Here is a 19770-nt window from a genome sequence, read left to right on the forward strand (position 1 = left end):
ATCACCATTCCTATCATTGCCAATAGCATAACATGGGCCAGGGGGTCAGGTCCCCTGGCCCAAACAAAAAAAAGAGCCAAGGGGTCTGTCCCCTTGGCTCATCGTTTCAACACACTCTTAAAGTGAGTAAACGTATCAAAGCTTGCTTTCCCGTGATAGGCTCCCATGCCGCTCGCGCCTACACCTCCGAATGGCAGGTAATGGGATGTCATGTGGTTGATGGTATCGTTGATGGATCCCCCACCGAAGGAGATTGAGCCCAGAATTTGGTCCTGTACCGATTCGTCATTTGAGAAAAGATAGAGAGCAAGCGGTTTAGGGCGGTTCATGATCGGCTCAATGATCTCGTCCAGGTTATCATAGGTCATAACAGGCAGGATCGGTCCGAAGATTTCATCTTGCATGACGGAATCATCCCATGAAATGTTATCCAGAATGGTCGGCTCAATGATGAGCTCGTCGCGGTTATGCTGACCACCTGCCACAATGCTTCCGTTATCAAGGAAGCCGACAAGGCGATTGAAATGCCGCTCGCTGACAACATGTCCGAAGTTCGGGTTCTCCACGATATTCTCACCGAAAGCCGCTGTGATGACTTCTTTGAACTTGTTCATGAGTTCATCCTTCACACTGCTGTGTACAAGAAGATAATCCGGTGCCACGCATGTTTGGCCGGCATTCGCGAATTTACCGCGCGCAATACGCTGTGCAGCTTCATCCAGGTCAGCATCTTTATGAACGATCGTCGGGCTTTTTCCGCCAAGCTCAAGCGTCGTCGGTGTCAGATGTTTGGCCGCCGCTTCCGCTACGATCTTCCCAACGCCTGTGCTGCCTGTGAAGAAAATATAGTCAAAGTCTTCTTTCAGAAGAGCTGTGCTTGTTTCCACTTCCCCTTCCACCACCCGAAGATATTCTTCAGGGAAGTTGTCATTAATCATTGCAGACAGCAGGGCAGATGTTTTCGGCGTAAGTTCAGATGGCTTTAACACAGCTGTGTTCCCAGCGGCAATCGCACCTACAAGTGGTGTCACGGCTAGCTGGAACGGGTAGTTCCAAGGTGCAATCACCAGTGCGGAACCATATGGCTCAGGCTGAACAAAGCTTCTGGCACCCTCGTGAGAAGCTGGTGTCGGCACTTCCTTCGTTGCTGCCCATTCTTCTAGATTTTCCACCATATAGTCAATCTCGCTGATAACTAGTCCAACTTCAGCTCGCTTCGCTTCAAGCTCGGACTTATTCAAGTCCTGCTTAACAGCATCAAAAATATCCTGTTCGTGCTTTAGCACAAGGGATTTTAATGTATTTAATGTGCGGAGTCGGAATGAAACGCTTTTCGTTTCTCCTGAACGGAAATAGGCGCGTTGTTTATTCAAAAGCTCTTGGTAGTTTTCCATCATGAACACTCCTTTGTATTGTATACTCTAGTGATTTTATAGCTTGGAACCAAAGCTTATGGGAATGATTTCTCCTATTCACATATGGCCTTGCCCATTAAATTAATGCATTTATTGTTGACTCGACATACTATAGTACAGATATTTTTTATAAGCAAGGAACCTGCCCGGGCCAGGGGGTCGGGTCCTCTGGCCCAAACTCAAAAAGAGCCAGGGGGTCTGTCCCCTTGGCTCTCTGCCCTTGGCTCTCCCAGCCACCGGGACAGACCCCCTGGCTCAAAAAACAAAAAAGCCAAGGGACCTGTCCCCTTGGCTCCCTCACCTCTAACTACGCATTAACGCACCGTTAGGCTTGGGCAAATCCTGCTCGATTATTTGATTCATCTTACAAAAATGCTCAAAAAATTGCTGTGCATGCTCCCGTTCTTTTGGGTCACTTTTCAGCGCGACTATATCACGCAAAGTTTGAGCCATCCATGAATTTTCAAAATAGCGGTATTTCCCTGTATTCCATGTCATTTTTTGAGGAGATTTTTCATTCACATAATAATCCCAGAAGGGCATCTGTTCCGATTCCTCTTCTGTAAGCTGGAGTCTGTATGTTGAATGAGCCGGAATATTTCCATCTTCACAAAGCTTGCCAATAAACTTCTCCTTCACCATGTAGACACCTAAGATGCGTCTGTCTTTTTCAGGCTTACTGGGATCTACTGCTGTCAGCAGAACAGCACTATTTTGGTGCAGGCGGCTGGGTTTGTTTGGCTTCCCCTTGTTATTGCCGCTTTTAATAACACCAGAAAAAACCTTCCACTCTGAAAAAGAACGATCCTGTTCTTCTGCATCACACCAAAAAACCATTTGTGATTCCGGATGAAGCTTATGATTTTTCATCAGTTTTTCATATCCCAAGCGGAGTTCCTGACTTTTCCGATATCGATTCTTTTCTTCTTCCTTCTTCCTGTCTTCTTCCCTACGCTCATTTTCCTTATTTTGTATAATCGCATCGAGTGATTTAGAAATCATTTCATCATGCAGTTTCAAGTGCTCTCCAAATACATCAGGGAAAACAAACTTCTTCTTTTCCGATGCGAAATGTATCACTATACTAGTATCATTATGTTCAACTATACTCCCCATACCAAACAGCTTGTGCGTAACCTTCTTATTGATTAGATTCATTATTCTAATCCTCCTTATATTGTAGAAAAACCCAGATGCTGTTTTTCATCCGACTATCTTTCCTAAAAGGCTGCACAATTGTTTAAGTTTCCTTCAGTTTGAAAAGGAAATAAAAAAAGTATCCGAAATTCAATCTGCAAAACAATACAGCGAAATCCCGGATACGATTAAAACATTTGTAAACCTATTATAACATTTATTGGATAAATTAAAAACAAGCCAGGGGGACAGACCCCTCGGCCCAAAAAGCCCCAAGTAAGCCAAGGGGACAGACCCCCCGGCCCAAAAAGTCCTAAGCAAGCCAGGGGGACAGACCCCCCGGCCCAAAAAGTCCTAAGCAAGCCAAGGGGACAGACCCCCCGGCCCAAACTCAAAAAAGAGCCAAGGGACCTGTCCCCCCGGCTCATCACATAAATCCAGAAAACCACAACCCCAACGTAGTCCCTACATAATTCCCTATAATATACCCTAACGTCCCAACCACAAGAATCGGCCCAATCAGATCCTTCCATCCTTTTGCAATAGCCATGGCTGCTGCAGTTGTCGGGCCGCCAACATTCGCATTGCTGGCCAGCAGGATTTCTTCAAGGTTATACTTTAACAACTTGCCAGCAGTCAATGACACGGCCAAGTTCACTACCACAATAATGAATACAAACACCAGCAGCAGCGGCGCATTTTGAACAATCAGCGGAATGGATGCCGGAATGCCAATCACCACAAAAAATAAGTAAATGAGGAAAGTACCAATTTCCTGGCTTCCGTTAATCGACTCAAAATATCTCGGAAACAAGGCAAGTGCCAAGAAAGTTAACGTTGTCAGCATCAAGTAATTGTCACCGAACAATCCATTCAGCAGATTTAAAAAGAAAGAAGTATCCTCCCCGGAAGGTATCAACCCATCCATGAATGCGGCGATTTTAAAAGAAACCACCACAAGAAGGAACGCAGTCCCTACAGACAACGCAATATCCTTCAAAGATATATCCTTTCGCTCCCAAAAGCTTTCCGCAAGTGTCTTCCCTTCTTCTCTGACTCCTCCGCTTTCCACTTTCTCCACGTGCGGTGCCCTAAAGCGCCGTCTAAAAAAGCCCATGGCCGGAATCATCATCAAAACGATAAAGTAAATCGCCATCATCAGGTTGTCTGCGACCACTGCCGAAGAAACCATTTCTCCAGGTGCCTCGAATTTAGCTGCCATGGCTGCAAAGTTCACCCCGCCGCCAATATAGGAGGCACTAAGCATGGCGCCGAGCTTATCCAGGACCGGTATATGATCCTTCAATAAAAAGAAACTGATCATCACTCCTGCAACCGTACCAATCGAACTGATCAGAAAAATAATCAGCAGCCGCCCGCTTTCCTTCCAGATTCTCTTAAAATTCACATGAAACAGCAGCAGCGGAATGGCGAGCGGAATGATAAAAGTCCAGATCGCATCATACACTGGCGACGCTGTCGGAATAATACCGGTATTAGATAGAATAATAGCCCCAATCAGCGCAATGATTGCACCAGAAATCTTCGCCGCCCAGCTGTAGCGCTGCTCCAGAATAATACTCGCCGAAGCCCACACCACAATAATCCCCCACAGCGTCACATAATCATCGGCTTTAATCAAAGTATCCTCCAAAACTTCGCCCCCTTTTCACATTTTTCGACTAAAAATATATTACTATGACAAGCTGAAAATTCAAAATATTTAAGCCGCAGAGTTGGCTTCCCCGGCCGAGCCATGGTGTCTGTCCCCCGGCCGAGCCAGGGGGACAGACACCATGGCCCACTCCGGCCCAAACTCAAAAAGAGCCAAGGGACCTGTCCCCCCGGCTCAAACCACAAAAAAAGCCAAGGGACCTGACCCCTTGGCTCACTTTTCCATCTCCACCGTCTCATTAACTCCTGCTTCTTCTGCATCCTGCCCTGTAATCCGCTTCAGCATGAAGACGGCTTTCTTTGTAAAGCTGCCGCTTTCCCAATATTCGGCTGCTTCTGCCTTTACCTTGATCAGCACGACGCTCGGATCGTCATAAGAAGTTTGCATAATCTTCTCATACATTTTGCTCCACAATTCCTTCTTCTTCCCTATATCCTCAACAATTTCCGCTCTGCCGCGGACAGAAACATAGGATTTGCCTGCATATGCAACATTCACATCTTTGTCATGTAAAATCTCTTCATATTTATCTGTCTCTTTTTTAGTAAAAAACCATAGGTCCCCATCAAACTCGACCTCCTGTGTTTTCATCGGGCGTGAAACGAGCCCTTCCTCAGAGACCGTTGTCAGCATGGCCGTGTCCACGTCTTTGATTAACTCTCTCAGCGTTTCCATTTCTTCTTGTTTTAGCATATTTAACAGTCCTCCATCTTCTCAAAGTTTATAAATATATATTACCCTCCACACAATCTTTTAAAGCATCGGTCTGAAAAGCTAGAAATAATAGCCGGAATTCTATAATATGATTATTGAGACAATTAAAATAATTCAAAGGGGTAAGGGGAGCTATTTCATGACACAGGAAGTAAAAAGCAATTATTATAAAGAATTAATCGATCTCCAGGATGCGGAAGGAGTTGAAGCGCAGCTTCAAGCTTTACTTGAGGTGCCGATCGATTCCGTTTCTGACCTTGAAAATTGGCTGAAGGATGAAAAGGAATTAGGAATTAAAATTGATGAAGCCATGACAGGCCACCAGGTTGATTTTTACCGAAATACCGAAGATGCGGACATTAAGTCGACTTATCTTCACGATCAGCAGGTCATTCAGCCGCTGCTAATGAAATATGAAGCCAAAATGAATGAGAAATTCTGTGAGTCACCTTATGCTGCTCAATTGGATGACAAGCGCTACGGTTTAATGCGCCGTGTCCGTGAGTCCAAGGTTAAACTTTTTAGGGAAGAAAACATTCCATTGATGGTAAAAGAGCAGGAGCTTTCTACAAAGTACAGCGAAATCATAGCAGGGCTGACCGTTGAATGGGATGGCGAGGAAAAGCCTTATCCATTTATCCAGTCCCAGCTCGATAATCTGGACAGAAGCGTGAGGGAAAAAGCTTATTATGCCATGCTGGAAGCCCACCGACAAATCAAGCCAGATATGGACAGCATCATGGACGAACTCGTTCAGCTGCGCCACCAGATCGCTTTAAATGCAGGCTTTGAGAATTACCGCGATTATATGTTTGTGGTAAAAAACCGCGAGTACACGATCCAGGATTGCTATGACTTCCATGAAAATGTTGAGAAGCATATCATCCCTGCCTGGAACCGCCTCGCAGAGGTTTTCAAATCCAAGCTTGGCGTTGATGCCTATCGCCCTTGGGATAACACCGCTAAATTGATGAAAAACCCGCCATATACCGAAGTGTCAGATCTGATGGATGGCGTTTCTGAAATGCTGGGCAAGACGGATCCGTATTTTGCAGACCGTTTCGATTATATGAGAGAAAATGGGCTGCTGGATTTAGGAGACCGGAAAGGCAAAAGCCCAGGCGGTTTCTGCACCACCTTGTCTGTTTCAGGAGATACCTTTGTATTTGCTAACTTCAGTCCATCCTTCTTCTCGCTGATCGCCCTTATCCACGAAATGGGCCATGCAGTGAATGGATACCTCGAGTTTGCTGAGCACGGTCCGCTGGAAGAACACCAGCACCGCATGGAAGTCGCTGAACTCTATTCCCATGGGATGGAACTGCTCTTACTCGACAAGCTCGACCGCTTCTATCCAGAAGAAGAAGACTTCAAGAGCGCCCAGCGTGAAGAACTGAGACGGGCATTCACCATGCTATACGGCCCATTATCAGGCGACCTCTTCCAGCATTGGATGTACACCAATCCAAATCACACCGCCAAAGAGCGCGATGAAAAATACTTCGAAATCGCAAAACGATATGGCCTAAGCCCTGTCGACACATCCGGTCTCGAAGACGTAATGGGCATTTTGTGGGCAGACACCCTGCACTACTTCCAAGTGCCTTTCTATAACATCGAATACTCCATCTCCATGCTTGGGTCTCTGCAAATCCTTGAGAACTATCACAACAACCCAGAGCAAGCCGTGGAATTATTTAAAAAAGGCGCAAGTGCCGACTACAATCAATCCATCGCCGATATCTATAAAGAAACCGGCGTCAGCTTCGACTTTTCCGAATCCGCCGTTAAAAGGATGGGTGAGTTTTTGGAGAAGGTTATTCAGGATATTCACTGAGCCAGGGGGACAGACCCCTTGGTCCAGTTTGAGCCACGGGGACAGACCCCTCGGCCCATTCACAAAAAGAGCCACGGGGTCAGACCCCCTGGCTCTTTTCTACTACGGAGGTAAACATGAAAACTCACTACTATTTAGGCTGGTTTAATAATCATTTTCCAGAGAAGCTGAGCAAGCGGCTTCAGGAGGATATAATTGATAGAAAATCGCTTGTTATGATCAGCTCAAATCCATCTATCTATGAAGAAATGGGCGCTACGGAACGCTCGTGGCTGGACCAGGCCGGCATCGCATTTGATGAATACCACCTGATTAATTACCGTATCCTGAAGGAAGAGGCCCATACTTTAATTAGTAATGCTTCAGTCATTTTCTTGTTAGGCGGAAATACCGTTGAACAAAATAGGTTCCTTGCAGAATATGAGCTGTCGGATCCTATAAAAAAAAGCCGTGCCACTGTTATGGGAGCCAGCGCTGGTGCGATTAATATGTCTGCTAAATGGTTATGTTCAAAAATCCTTGGCTATAACGTCGAAGTCAGCACTCTGTACGACGGAATCGGCCTTGGCGATTTTGCCGTCCTTTCTCATTTTGACCTCGAACATAACCTTGCACTCGTTCAAAATGAACTCTCCCCCTTATCCGAGGAAATGAATATCTATGCTTCAAACAAAGACTGCGCTGTGCGAGTTAAGGGAGACAAAATCGATATTTTAGGCACTGTCTATTTGATTTCCCGGTCAAAGATTGAGAGATTGGATGAGACGCTTTAGCTGCCGTGAGCCATGGGGGCAGATCCGAGCCATGGGGACAGACCCCTTGGCCCAATCTCAAAAAGAGCCAAGGGGTCTGTCCCCATGGTTTTTACAAAAAATGTGGAGTGATTAATATGAGGTTTTTAAGCTTCATTTCATGTTTGCTATGTGTTTCTGTTTTAGCCGGATGTTTTGGAGAAGACTATGATTTTTCCCCGCCAACAGTTTCTCTATTTAATCCTGATGATATTACCCAAGAAACAGCACTTGAAGAAGCGAATGTTGAGTGGGACTTCGACGAACAATACAACAAGAAAACGGATGATGTTCAAGCATTAGCTAAAAAACAAGAAGTGATGCACTTTAATTCAGGACAAAAAGTTCAATACATCCTCGAAGCTGGCCATTTTGATTCTGATGGAGTCAGTGTTTCGGTTTGGAAAAACGACAGTGAGACAAAATTGAAATTAGAAAAAGGGCAATCTTTCTACTTACCTGAAGAAACTGGTGAATATGTGATAGTGTTTGACCTCGACACAGACAAAGGCGATGCCCAATATGTTGGAAATATTGTCGTAGAGTGAGCCACGGGGTCAGGTCCCCTGGCTCACTCACAAAAAGAGCCACGGGGTCTGTCCCCCTGGCTCTCTCCTTAACTTAATAAGGTATTAATCTCCGTACTTGTCTGTCCACTCTTTTAACCACGTTGAATAATCTCCTTTTATTTCCTCACTGGTTTTACCATTCAAAGAATATGGAGCTCCAACTATATCGTTGCTTTTAGAAATCGGAGATGACAAACCTCCAATAACTTCTCCATCTAATAACCAAACTGTTACAGAAGTTTCTCCCCTATTAAATACATCATCTAATGGATGATTTTTAATTGTAAAAAGAATTGCATCTATTTTCTTATTCAGATATTCATCAGGTTCTATACGTTGAACAGACCAAAGTTGTTGGATAGGCATAGTGCGTAATTCTGTTTTAGTAATTTCTAGATCACTCTCACCCTGATATGAAATAACTTCATACTCATTCTGTTCTAGGTAGTCTTTTGCGATTTTGGCATTTTCACTTAGTTGTATTTCTGTTTCACGACAACCCGTGACAATTATAATAAAAGTAAAGATTAGAACTATATACTTGGGCAAAACATCACCCCTTTTCATAATCTTCTACTAAACTGACTGTTAGCTGAATAAGCCTTCCCTTTGAACAATACCACAAAATGTAAATTTTCACTAGGTCTAAATATAACAACAGTTTTCACAAAAAGAGCCACGGGGTCTGTCCCCCTGGCTCCCTACGGTTCAACACCCGGAAAATCAATAATAAATTCCGTCCCCACCCCTTCTTCGCTTTCTACTCTGATTCTCCCTTTAAAGGAATGGATGATCTGGTAGCTGACCATCATCCCGAGTCCTGTCCCTTTTTCCTTAAGAGAATAATAAGGCGATCCAAGGCGCTGGACCTGTTTCGGGTTCATGCCGATTCCCTGGTCCTTGACGGTGAGCCTGATGTGTCCACTGGCGGTATGATGACATGAAAGCGACACGGTCCCGCCATTCGGCATGGACTCCACTGCATTTTTCAAGATATTGAGCAGGGACTGATTCAGCTTCTGGGGATCTGCTTTTATCCAGCAGTCATCCTGAATGTCGGTTTGAAATTCAACCTGCTGATTCACGCTGAAAGTTTGAATCAGCGCTGCTGTACGTTTTAAATGTTCACTGACATTGACGGCTCTATCTGTACTGCCGGAAGGTTTTCCGAAAGTGAGAAAATCGTTGATGATTTCATTGGCCCGGTCTAATTCCTCAATTGAAAGCTTAATGTATTCTCTTTTGGGATAAGGGAGCTCCGGGTCATCAAGGAGCTGCAGGAATCCCCTGGTCACCTGCATAGGATTGCGGATTTCATGGGCAAACACACCGGTGAGTTCACTGATCACCCTGAATTTTTCAGAGTCCTGGACCTTCAGCCTGAGCTGGTGGTTCACACGGATTTTCTCAACTAATACGGTACAGAACCACGTCACGGCAACGGTAAAAAGCAGATGAATACCCTGAACTTTCAACACGTTGGTAGAGAAGCCATTCATGATCCCGGACACCGCCATGCCGCAGAGACAGTAAAAGAACGATAATCCTGTCGAAATGATAATCCTTCGATCTTTATTCACACGTAAAAATAATCGCTGAACCGACAAAATGACGGGGAGCGTAATGATTGACACCATGACAGTCGTCAAAAAACCCATGCTGATTCCGAAAGACAGGCGGTATAGAATGATCAGGGCTGTCAGAAACACACCGGACCATACTCCGAGGTACAACGTTCCAAATAAGAGAGGGATAAACCGGATATCGAGCCGCGCCGCTTCAGCGTATTCCACAGGAAAGGACATGCACAATAAGATAGACACTCCCCACAAAAGTGTCATCAATATCTTAATGGACCGCTCCTCTTTTACCTTCTCCAGAATAAACGTAAAATAACTGAAGATCGGAATAACCATGAGTGTCAACTGCAGCAGGAAATCTTTCACTATACTCATCTGGGCACCATTCGCCTTCTGTTCTATGTACTTATATTTTAGCAAATATTCACACATTTTGGGTATTTTTGTCTTTTTTCGAGCCAGGGGGACAGTCCCCCTGGCTCAGCCTCAAAAAGAGCCAAGGGGTCTGTCCCCTTGGCTCATCAGAAAATTGAAACTATACCCTCAGTAAAACGTAAATAAAGATAATAACATTCTCCGGAGGGTGAATATGGATAATCAGCGGGTTGATGAACTTAACAGTTTCCTTGAAGAAATCGGACAAAAAGCTGATGCAAAAACAGCTGCGAAGCTTGAATTGGATAAATGCAAAAGAATCATACAAAGGCTAAGTTCCTTTTCATCAGATTGTGAAAAATGTGATCAGCTTTTTTTAGAATTAGAAAATCACCTGATCCGTCTTAAAAGCAAAGCAGAACATCTTACAGAAGGTGAGATTAAACATCATAAAAAACTAATTGGCACCATTAGCTCCCATCTGCAGAAACAGCACAAACTGGTAACGCAAGGGTATTATCTGGCATTATATATGTCCATTGGCATAAGTATTGGTACAGCAATTGGCCTTGTTGTTATTGATAATCTGGTACTGGGCCTGCCGCTGGGAATGTGTATGGGTATAGCAATTGGCACAGGGCTGGATGAGGATGCTAAGAAAAAGGGGCTGACCCTTTAAATTCTGAAGGGTTTGCTGCAAAGAAGCCTAATCCTCCTTATCTTTTACCGAGGAATTAGGCAGAGTTTATTCAAAGTCCTACTAACTATATGGATTAATTTCTAATGTTCCTGTAGTGGATAAATCTTGCTATAGCACCCATTTGTTCAATACAATCTTCCACAGATAAAACTAATTACAGAAATACCGTCTCTTTTCAAATAGAACATCTGCCTATTTTGTCAGCTGACCTGCAACATTGGCTCCTAAATCGGAATTCGGAGACATATTTAGTTTAATGACTTGGAAACAATTCAAGTCTATATACTCGATTTCAGTCTGGCTATTATCAAATACACAATCTGAGATAGAAGAAAAAATCCTAAGAAGGACTTTGTATGTGTCCAGTTATGTAAAATAAACATTTCTCCTTTAACAAATAGGGGCTCAAAAACATAAGCAAACAATGCCGACCCCAGCACAGACAGAATAAAATAACTATAATACCTTTTAGAAAGCTGGTAAATAAACATAAATAAAACAGGAATGACTGTAATATCTGCCGGAAACAAAGGAGGGACCATCGGCAACAATTTGTCTGGGTATCCCCATAGGATCAATTCTCCGCCAATGACATCAAAAAGCGAAGCCGCAGCTGCCCAGATGAGTCCATAGCTTAAAATTTCAAATGTTCTCTTTTTATCGCGAAAGCTAAGCCATAATATCCATGGGATAATTGTGGCTGCGAGTAATACCCACCATTTCCAAGTGAATAAATCATCTTGGATCCAATGTTTAAAAGCCACTTCTTTCAATAATTCTCTAGCTTCTTTAACATCTTCATATGATGGTTTCATGCCTTTTCAACCCCTACCCTAAATCTACACTTATCCTTTCCGATACTATATGCTAATATCCATATCCTCTAGGAGCTAATGTATTTTCTTACTCACTAGCCTGTCTCTAAGTTTAGGAAAACATATCGGATACCAGTTATTAAAATCCAATCGGTTAAAGAGGCAATTAAGCCACAGGGTCAGACCCCTTGGCCCGTTATAAAAAAGAGCCAAGGGACCTGTCCCCCTGGCTCTTCTCGAGGTTGCAACATTCCCACCCACTTTCTAGGGAATGGTTGATTGATAATGGGTTCCCGATATGTTTATAAGGAAGAGTAAATCATAGGAAAGCAGCTTCAGGAATAAGAGTGTCTCTACTTTTGTAATATTTGTCTCTCACCGAGGGTGTTTAGAGCTGCAGGAAAAAGCAAAAAGAGCCAAGGGGTCTGTCCCCCTGGCTTCAAAAAAGAGCCAAGGGGACAGACCCCCTGGCTACATTAAGCATTAGGGAAAAGGCGCTGAAGGGATGCTTTCATCTCTGGCTTCACATTGATTTTTGGCCGGGCGGCCTTCGCCATTTCTTCTGCTTCCCCGATCGTCTTTGCTTTCCCCAAAGAGAGTAATGTACCGATCGCAACGGTTCCTGTACGATTGCTTCCGCCTGCACAGTGGAAGTATACTTTTTCCCCTCTATTATAGGCATTTACCACATGCTCCACAGACTGTTTAATTGATTCATCCTGCTGCTCAGCATCATCTACAATCGGGCTGTGAATCCGCTCATAGTCCGCTTCTGGAGCCTCTGCCCGAAGATCGAAAATCACATCTGCTTTTTCATTTTTCATCATTTCTTCTACATCATCTGCTCCGCCAATGTAAATGCGATCTTTTATTAGTTCATGATAATTTTTTGTCATGCTGTTCCCGCCTTTTATAATGATTTGCTCCAATCATGTGTTGCCGTTCCTTCCAGATATCGTTCGGCATCAAGTGCTGCCATGCATCCTGTCCCTGCAGCTGTAATTGCCTGGCGATATCTCTTGTCCTGTACATCCCCGCAGGCAAAAATGCCAGGGATATTGGTTTCTGCCGTACCAGGGATAACATTAATATAGCCTGTTTCGTCTGTTTCGATTTGCCCGTTGAGAAATGCTGTGTTTGGTGTATGTCCAATCGCCACGAAGATTCCGTCTGTTTCAATTACTTCTTCTTTACCCGTCTCATTGTTGCGGACTTTTAAGCCTGTTACTTTCATTCCATCTGATACCGCTTCAATCGGTGTGTTGTTAAGCGCCCAGGATATTTTTGGATTCTCTTTCGCGCGGTCCTGCATAATTTTTGAGGCCCTGAGTTCGTCACGCCGGTGAACAATGGTCACTTCGGAAGCAAATTTCGTTAGGAAGCTTGCTTCTTCCATAGCCGAATCTCCGCCTCCAACAATTATTACTTTCTTGCCGCGATAGAAGAATCCGTCACAAGTAGCACATGTGCTGACTCCCCGTCCGATATTTTCTAATTCACCAGGAATACCCAGAAGCTTGGCAGATGCACCGGTTGAAAGAATCAGCGCTTCTGTCTTTATTTCTCCCAAACCGCTCACATTTAGTATAAATGGCTTTTGCGAGAGGTCGGTTTCAGTAACCCATCCCCTTTTAAACCTGGCTCCAAATCTTTCTGCCTGTTTTCTCATATTGTCCATTAATTGCGGGCCCATTACTCCACCTGCAAACCCCGGAAAATTTTCCACTTCGGTTGTTAATGTCAATTGGCCTCCTGGCTGTGTGCCTTCAATTACCAGCGGCTCCATATTTGCACGAGCTAAATAGATAGCAGCTGTCAATCCAGCTGGACCGGTCCCTAAAATAACGACTTTTTCCATCCTAATCCCTCCATTAGTGGTTGATGAACTTCTTTAATTCCTGATATCCAGTGCCTGCTTCTCCCTGAACCGGTACAATGGCGCATTTCTCGCTCAGCTCATCTGCCACCTTTTCAATCCAGCTGAATTCGGCACCTGACCTTCCGTTTAGAACAGGATCCTTTGTTTCTGTCGCATACAGACTTTGGTTAATCACCCACCACTCAGGTGTGATATCTGCACGCTTCAAGTCTTCCTGCAGTCTGCCAGCTTCCAGCACAGGAGTGGCCTCAGCCAAGGTCACAATGACGACACCCGTCTCCTTTGGGTTTCTTAACCTTGGAAGAAGCATTTGGACACTTTCAGGTATATCACCCGCAGAGCGTGCAAGTTCTTTATGAAACGACTGTGCTGCGTCCAACAGCAGAAGGGTATGTCCTGATGGAGCAGTATCAATGACCACTACTTCATTCTCCGATTTTGCTACAACTTCTGCGAATGCTCTGAATACGGCAATTTCTTCAGTACATGGGGAATTTAAGTCCTCTTCTATAAAAGCAAGAGACTCATCATCCAAATCATCCCTTACATTGGACAGTACCTGGGATTTATAGGCCTCAACTTCTTTTTTCGGATCAATCCGGCTGATAGTCAATTTTTGATTCAACTGGCTGTTTTGAAAAACAAATTCAAGATGCGCAGCAGGATCAGTGGTGGTCAAATGCACATGATGACCTTTTTCCACTAACCCAACTGCAATGGCAGATGCCATTGTGGTTTTGCCAACTCCGCCCTTGCCCATGGTGAAAATGACCCGGGTGCCCCTTGTAGAAAAGTCTTTAATGACCTCACTTAATCCAGGCAAATTGAAGAACTTTTGATCAATAGCCAATTCTGTCTGCGGAAGAGTAAACTGCTTAAATAGGTAGCGCAGATTGTTAAGCCCTGTAAGGGAATATGATACAAACGGAATAGAATAAGCAGCCACTTGCTTCAATTCATCCGGCATCCTTTTTAATGCACTCCGCTGACGCTGGAAAAATGATGCTGAAACCTCATCATCAGGAATATGCGACTGCATGAACCCATTGATAATCAGACTTTGGTTCTTGATCCCAATCTCTTTTAATTCCTTGGAAGCACGGCTCGCTTCCAGCAAAGATGATTCATCCGGTCTTGACACCAGAATCAGTGTGGTGAGGCCGGGATTGGCCAGTGCTTCCATGGTTACGGAGTAAATCTGCTTCTTCTCCGCGAGTCCAGATAAAGGACCCAGACATGAGGCACCATGTGTACTTTCCTCCAAAAAGCCGCTCCAGGCTGTTGGCAGCTGAAGCAGGCGAAGGGTATGCCCTGTTGGTGCTGTATCAAAAATGATGTGGTCGTAAGCTTCTACAACTGAAGCATCCGAAAGCAAGCTGGTGAATTCATCAAACGCGGCAATCTCGACTGTACAGGCACCTGACATCTGTTCTTCCATTGTATTTACGACTGAATCCGGAAGCTTGCCGCGATAAGGCCCGATTGTTTTTTCGCGATAGGCACGTGCAGCCTCCTCCGGGTCAAGATTACATGCTGAAAGATTGGAAACTCCGGGAATGGGCATGGGTGTATTTGTTAAAGCAACCTCTAACACATCCTGCAAATTCGATGCAGGATCTGTACTGACGAGCAGGACCTTTTCTCCTTCATCAGCCAGCTTGACAGCAGAAGCGCAAGCGGCTGAGGTTTTGCCCACCCCGCCTTTACCTGTAAAGAAAAGGAATTTAGTGTTCGCAACTGCTCTTGCATCAAATGGTTGAAACATGCTTATTCCTCCTTCCTATTTCAGGTCGATCTTGAATTTAACGCTGGGCTTTTTCTCAGCCAGTGAGTCAGCATCCACTCCGAACCATTGAGACAATTCTTCGTTAGAGGGGTATCTGCCCGCCTTGGCAACTGATCCGTCCACCAGCGTGACCGGCAGGGCTTCTGGCCCCTTTTCATGAAGAACCTTGCAGATTTCTTTATTGTCCGCAAACACAGCAGGTTCATTTGCCAAATTATATCGTTTAATGTCAAACCCTTTTTTTCCAGCAAAAATACGGCGGAAGCCATTCTGGTCAGTTCCGGATCCACACTCGGTCCGCACACCCCGGTAGGGCAGCATAGAGCCGGATCAAAAATTTCCACTTTTGTCATGAGACTCTCTCCTTTAAAATGAAATAAGCATATGCTTATATGAAAGGCAAAAAGCTAGCCAAGAGAGTAATTTCTCTTGGCTATTTTCTTTTACTTGCCAGTTTCGGCAAACGTTTTGATGCGGTCGCCGATTTCGTCGCGTACACGCTGGAAGAAGGCCCATTTTTCTTCTTCTGTTCCTTCCGCTTTGGCTGGATCGTCAAATCCCCAGTGTTCGCGTTTTACATGAGGAGGAGTCATCGGGCACTTGTCAGCTGCATCACCGCAAAGTGTTACAACCAGGTCCGCATTGTTTAAAATTTCAGTGTCAATGATATCAGAAGTCTGATTGGAGATGTCGATGCCTGCTTCCTTCATGGCCTTTACAGCATTAGGATTTAAACCATGTGCTTCAATTCCTGCACTGTATACATTCCACTCATCACTCAAATGCTGCTTAGCCCATCCTTCTGCCATTTGGCTGCGGCAAGAGTTTCCTGTGCATAGAAAGTAGATTGTTTTTTTAGTCATGTTGAGATTCTCCTTTTAGGTAAGTTTTTTAGATGATCAGCAACCAAATATATAACCCAACTAATGTGATGAACAATGTTGGAATGGTTAGAACAATTCCAGTCTTGAAATAGGTTCCCCAGGAGATTTTTACTCCTTTTAGAGACAATACATGCAGCCACAGCAGGGTTGCCAGAGATCCGATAGGTGTAATCTTCGGCCCCAGATCAGATCCAATGACATTGGCATAAATCAATGCTTCCCGGATCACTCCACTGGTATCCGTGTCAGCAATGGCCAGTGCGTCAATCATAACGGTTGGCATATTATTCATCACAGATGAAAGAATGGCTGCAATGAAGCCCATCCCGATGGTTGCCGCAAACAGCCCCTGGTCAGCTGTCATTTGAATCACATCGGCCAGCACATTGGTAAGGCCCACGTTTCTCAGCCCGTATACCACTACATACATTCCAATGGAGAAAAACACAATTGCCCAAGGTGCCCCTTTAATGACTGTGCGGGTATTCACGGCTGAACTCCTGCGTGCCATTAATAAGAAGAAGATGGCAACGACACCGGCAATGATTGAAACAGGCAATCCAATAAATTCACTTGCAAAGTAGCCAATTAACAAGATTCCCAGTACAAGCCATGACAGCCGGAACATCTTGCTGTCCTTAACCGCTGCAGAAGGTTCCTTCAGATGGGATAAATCATAGTTCTTCGGTATGCTTTTTCTAAAGTATAAGTACAGGACAATGATGCTTGCTGCGAGTGAAAAGAAGTTTGGAATAATCATTCTGGATGCAAACTCCACAAACCCGATTCCAAAAAAGTCAGCCGAAACGATATTAACAAGGTTGCTGACTACCAGCGGCAATGATGTTGTATCGGCAATAAATCCGCTCGCAATGATGAAAGGAAAAACCATTTTTTCATCAAACTTCAAGTTTCTGACCATTGCAAGAACAATGGGTGTCAGAATCAATGCGGCTCCGTCATTAGCGAAAAATGCTGCAACCAAAGCACCCAAAATGGAAACATAAACAAACATTCTTACTCCGCTTCCTTTTGCTGCTCTTGCCATATGCAGAGCTGCCCATTCAAAAAATCCAATTTCGTCCAGAATCAGCGAAATAATAATGATCGCAATGAAAGCAAGCGTTGCATTCCAGACAATGGATGTCACATCAATCACATCATTGAAGTCAACTACTCCTACAATCAAGGCAAGAATAGCGCCCCCACATGCAGACCAGCCAATCGATAATCCTTTCGGCTGCCATATTACCAATATGAGGGTTGCCAAAAATATCAATGATGCCAAAATTATTTGAGTCAAAACATGCTACCCCCCTCTTACTCACAAGAAATTCTTAATCCCTGTTCTTCAAGTTCTTTCAATTTATAATCCTGACTCGGAAGGTGATCCAGTACATCCTTCACCAGCGGGTAGTAGCCGCTCGCTTTGTTCAGAGAATAAATGATCCACTGGCCTCTCCTGGCCTCCCTTACCACATCTGCATCCTTTAGCTTTCGGATATGCTGGCTGATGGCAGGCTGGCTCATTTTAAAAATCTCAACAAATTCACAAACGCAGCAATCATTATTATCCAGGATCTTCAGCATAGTTAACCGCGTTTTATCACCCAATAATTTTAAGATGCTGGCAGCTTTTTCAACTTCAACTGTGGACACTTTCAACGTCTATTCACCTCCCGCTTTACGATATCAATATATAATAATTCACTTATATATGCAACAGGTTTTGATTTTTTTTAAAACTTTACTTAATTTTAATATGTTCCTTTTCAGGTTGTTCATTCATAATACTTTTTGTACTTCTTCGTCGCCTTTTTTCTGAAGCTTATTCTTTTGGGGTCTGGGAATATCCCATCTCATCACCCTTTATTAATTTTAATCACGAAAAAAAAGCCGCCTAGAATTGGCAGCTGTTTTTGGACATCGCACCTATAGTTTAAAATTACAATAGACAGAAACAACATCTCGATATTCTTAATTACTAACTTCCCCTTGATAGCCTTTATCTGCTGTCAAGAATCGATCAAGCTTAATAAACCCTGTGAAGATGAACAGTGATCCAAGAATATTACATATAACCCTAAACCAATGGACGATTTTAAATTCCTTCACCGTTTGCTTAAGGAATTCTATAGAATGGAGGTCAGCACCTTCAATAAACATGATTTCATTCCGTGGCCATTCAAAAAGAATGGAAGCTGCCCCTTCTAATATGATTGCCAGCAGGCTGAGGAGCACCCACTTTCTTGCAGATTTCACTTTCCACACAAAAATTCCTGCCAAAACGCCGGTCAGTATACTTACAAAGCCCAAAGGCGGAAAATAAGTATGTGGACTAGCAACTGCCATCCAGTCCATGGACTGCTCCAATGAAAATGGTACGTTATGAAAAATATTTGGATACACCATAAACGTATTAAGTAAAATGCTCCCCAAAATGATCCACTGAATCCAAAGGTGGGATAAAACCGTATAATACCCTACTTTCTTTGCCATGCAAAAAACTCCTTCTAATCATAAGTTTTTATAGCCTTATCGGCTAATATGCACTCATTATAAGGAGCAATTCTAAATGAATCCTTATGTAGTTCTTAAATAATTCTTAAAAAGCCATGGGGACAGACCCCCTGGCCCAATTTCAAAAAAGAAAGCCAGGGGGACAGACCCCTTGGCCCAATTTCAAAAAAAAGCCATGGGGACAGACCCCCTGGCCCAATTTCAAAAAGAGCCATGGGGACAGACCCCTTGGCCAATTTCAAAAAGAGCCATGGGACCTGACCCCCTGGCTCCTCAAGTTCATTTAAAATCACTAGGAATTTTTACGAGTACATAATTTTCAGTCCACATTTGAGTGGTGGCAATTAGCCTCTTACCTTCTTTTTCAAAGAACAGGCCGGCACCATCTTTTTCTTTAAATTCCCATCCATATGAGGCAACCATTTGTTTAGTATATTCATCAGCGATTGAAATACCTTTATCCTCACTACGTGTGATATACCAAAGAAAGTCCCCATCTACTGAAATTTCAGTTATCTTACTATCCGATTCTTTTAGTTTATCAATAGCTTCATTTGCTGATACATCCTCAACTGGAAGAGAGGGGTAGTGTAATTTACCTGCAAAAATGAACACAACAATAGTTATTATTAATATGCCAAGTATATACCGCACCTTTTTCATCTCATCACCCTTTGTTAGTTTAAATCACGATATATTATTGTATTCTTCTTCAACTAAGCTGTCCCTTCCTCGCAAAGAACGACCACCTAATGACAGCTGGATCTTCTTAATATCACGTTTACATTCTTGTGAGCTCCAAATTCCAATCTTATTTTATATATCAAAAAGGGCATTCAATACAAGAAGTAAGAGCCATAGCAGAATAACTAGGATTCCAAATCTTCCTATTTCATTGCCTTTTTTATCTGCTCTATTCTGGTGTTTTATCCTTCTATATAAGTTTTGGACTTTCTTTTGTTTTTCTCCTTCCACTGTTTAATCTCCCCTTTAAAATCATATCTCCTGGTACAGCGTGAGCAAATAGATGTTTTAGCCATTAAGTAATTTTCAGCAAAAAAGGCGATAATCCTTCTTGGATCAATCACCCATT

20 protein-coding genes and 1 pseudogene are annotated in these 19770 nt (G+C 43.7%); 4 read left to right on the top strand and 17 right to left on the bottom strand.

Annotated features, from left to right (window positions below; genetic code table 11):
• Window positions 1–98: 98 nt before the first annotated feature.
• From RBB45_RS12945 to RBB45_RS12960, 4 genes are all read right to left on the bottom strand, one after another.
• Window positions 99–1397 carry an aldehyde dehydrogenase gene (locus tag RBB45_RS12945; protein ID WP_224951151.1) on the bottom strand — a complete coding sequence of 433 codons (1299 nt, stop codon included), beginning with the start codon at window positions 1395–1397 and terminating at the stop codon, window positions 99–101.
• 321 nt (window positions 1398–1718) lie between these two features.
• Window positions 1719–2573 carry a malate synthase gene (locus RBB45_RS12950; RefSeq protein ID WP_148950423.1) on the bottom strand — a complete coding sequence of 285 codons (855 nt, stop codon included), beginning with the start codon at window positions 2571–2573 and terminating at the stop codon, window positions 1719–1721.
• 406 nt (window positions 2574–2979) lie between these two features.
• Window positions 2980–4206 (bottom strand): DUF819 family protein, encoded by a 1227-nt coding sequence (locus RBB45_RS12955; RefSeq protein ID WP_009792021.1) that lies wholly within the window; start codon window positions 4204–4206, stop codon window positions 2980–2982.
• Between the two features lie 234 nt (window positions 4207–4440).
• A complete protein-coding gene (locus RBB45_RS12960) occupies window positions 4441–4929 on the bottom strand; it encodes a pyridoxamine 5'-phosphate oxidase family protein (protein WP_306009742.1) in 489 nt (162 codons plus the stop codon).
• A 151-nt stretch (window positions 4930–5080) separates the two neighbouring features.
• Here RBB45_RS12960 and RBB45_RS12965 point away from each other — a divergent pair, with 151 nt between their 5' ends.
• From RBB45_RS12965 to RBB45_RS12975, 3 genes are all read left to right on the top strand, one after another.
• Window positions 5081–6778 carry a M3 family oligoendopeptidase gene (locus RBB45_RS12965; protein WP_022543415.1) on the top strand — a complete coding sequence of 566 codons (1698 nt, stop codon included), beginning with the start codon at window positions 5081–5083 and terminating at the stop codon, window positions 6776–6778.
• A gap of 116 nt (window positions 6779–6894) precedes the next feature.
• The gene (locus RBB45_RS12970) at window positions 6895–7551 is read left to right on the top strand and encodes a Type 1 glutamine amidotransferase-like domain-containing protein (protein WP_224951149.1); all 657 of its coding nucleotides are present in this window, start codon (window positions 6895–6897) and stop codon (window positions 7549–7551) included.
• Window positions 7552–7667: 116 nt separating this feature from the next.
• Window positions 7668–8117: a hypothetical protein gene (locus RBB45_RS12975; protein WP_148950428.1), complete on the top strand. Its 450-nt coding sequence runs from the start codon at window positions 7668–7670 to the stop codon at window positions 8115–8117.
• A gap of 84 nt (window positions 8118–8201) precedes the next feature.
• Here RBB45_RS12975 and RBB45_RS12980 read toward each other — a convergent pair whose 3' ends face one another.
• Together RBB45_RS12980 and RBB45_RS12985 are read right to left on the bottom strand one after the other, a co-directional pair.
• The gene (locus RBB45_RS12980) at window positions 8202–8687 is read right to left on the bottom strand and encodes a hypothetical protein (RefSeq protein ID WP_224951144.1); all 486 of its coding nucleotides are present in this window, start codon (window positions 8685–8687) and stop codon (window positions 8202–8204) included.
• A 152-nt stretch (window positions 8688–8839) separates the two neighbouring features.
• Entirely contained in the window at window positions 8840–10093 is a 1254-nt protein-coding gene (locus tag RBB45_RS12985; RefSeq protein ID WP_306009711.1) for an ATP-binding protein, read from the bottom strand.
• A 214-nt stretch (window positions 10094–10307) separates the two neighbouring features.
• On the opposite strand from RBB45_RS12985, the gene RBB45_RS12990 reads away from it, so the two are divergent.
• The gene (locus tag RBB45_RS12990; RefSeq protein ID WP_306009712.1) at window positions 10308–10772 is read left to right on the top strand and encodes a glycine zipper domain-containing protein; all 465 of its coding nucleotides are present in this window, start codon (window positions 10308–10310) and stop codon (window positions 10770–10772) included.
• 299 nt (window positions 10773–11071) lie between these two features.
• Here the strand turns inward: RBB45_RS12990 and RBB45_RS12995 are convergent, their stop codons facing one another.
• From RBB45_RS12995 to RBB45_RS13045, 11 genes and pseudogenes are all read right to left on the bottom strand, one after another.
• A complete protein-coding gene (locus RBB45_RS12995) occupies window positions 11072–11608 on the bottom strand; it encodes a CBO0543 family protein (protein WP_306009713.1) in 537 nt (178 codons plus the stop codon).
• A 476-nt stretch (window positions 11609–12084) separates the two neighbouring features.
• Window positions 12085–12504: a protein-tyrosine phosphatase family protein gene (locus RBB45_RS13000; protein WP_094769965.1), complete on the bottom strand. Its 420-nt coding sequence runs from the start codon at window positions 12502–12504 to the stop codon at window positions 12085–12087.
• 14 nt (window positions 12505–12518) lie between these two features.
• A complete protein-coding gene (trxB, locus tag RBB45_RS13005; protein ID WP_306009714.1) occupies window positions 12519–13466 on the bottom strand; it encodes a thioredoxin-disulfide reductase in 948 nt (315 codons plus the stop codon).
• Between the two features lie 13 nt (window positions 13467–13479).
• On the bottom strand, window positions 13480–15252 hold the full coding sequence (arsA, locus tag RBB45_RS13010; RefSeq protein ID WP_306009715.1) for an arsenical pump-driving ATPase: 1773 nt from the start codon (window positions 15250–15252) through the stop codon (window positions 13480–13482).
• A gap of 15 nt (window positions 15253–15267) precedes the next feature.
• Window positions 15268–15626 (bottom strand): annotated as a pseudogene (gene arsD, locus RBB45_RS13015) (arsenite efflux transporter metallochaperone ArsD).
• A 90-nt stretch (window positions 15627–15716) separates the two neighbouring features.
• Window positions 15717–16136 carry an arsenate reductase (thioredoxin) gene (arsC, locus tag RBB45_RS13020; RefSeq protein ID WP_009792031.1) on the bottom strand — a complete coding sequence of 140 codons (420 nt, stop codon included), beginning with the start codon at window positions 16134–16136 and terminating at the stop codon, window positions 15717–15719.
• Between the two features lie 28 nt (window positions 16137–16164).
• Window positions 16165–17460: an arsenic transporter gene (locus RBB45_RS13025; RefSeq protein ID WP_306009716.1), complete on the bottom strand. Its 1296-nt coding sequence runs from the start codon at window positions 17458–17460 to the stop codon at window positions 16165–16167.
• A 17-nt stretch (window positions 17461–17477) separates the two neighbouring features.
• Complete coding sequence (locus tag RBB45_RS13030) at window positions 17478–17822, bottom strand: ArsR/SmtB family transcription factor (protein WP_094769967.1); 345 nt, start codon at window positions 17820–17822, stop codon at window positions 17478–17480.
• A gap of 312 nt (window positions 17823–18134) precedes the next feature.
• On the bottom strand, window positions 18135–18656 hold the full coding sequence (locus RBB45_RS13035) for a hypothetical protein (protein ID WP_101551353.1): 522 nt from the start codon (window positions 18654–18656) through the stop codon (window positions 18135–18137).
• A gap of 300 nt (window positions 18657–18956) precedes the next feature.
• Window positions 18957–19340 carry a hypothetical protein gene (locus RBB45_RS13040; RefSeq protein WP_306009717.1) on the bottom strand — a complete coding sequence of 128 codons (384 nt, stop codon included), beginning with the start codon at window positions 19338–19340 and terminating at the stop codon, window positions 18957–18959.
• 153 nt (window positions 19341–19493) lie between these two features.
• Window positions 19494–19652, bottom strand: a complete 159-nt coding sequence (locus tag RBB45_RS13045) for a hypothetical protein (RefSeq protein WP_180827392.1) — start codon at window positions 19650–19652, stop codon at window positions 19494–19496.
• Between the last annotated feature and the right edge of the window lie 118 nt (window positions 19653–19770).

The sequence above is a fragment of the Bacillus sp. MMSF_3328 genome, from assembly GCF_030733525.1.
In the GTDB taxonomy this organism is placed as follows: domain Bacteria; phylum Bacillota; class Bacilli; order Bacillales; family Cytobacillaceae; genus Bacillus_AB; species Bacillus_AB infantis.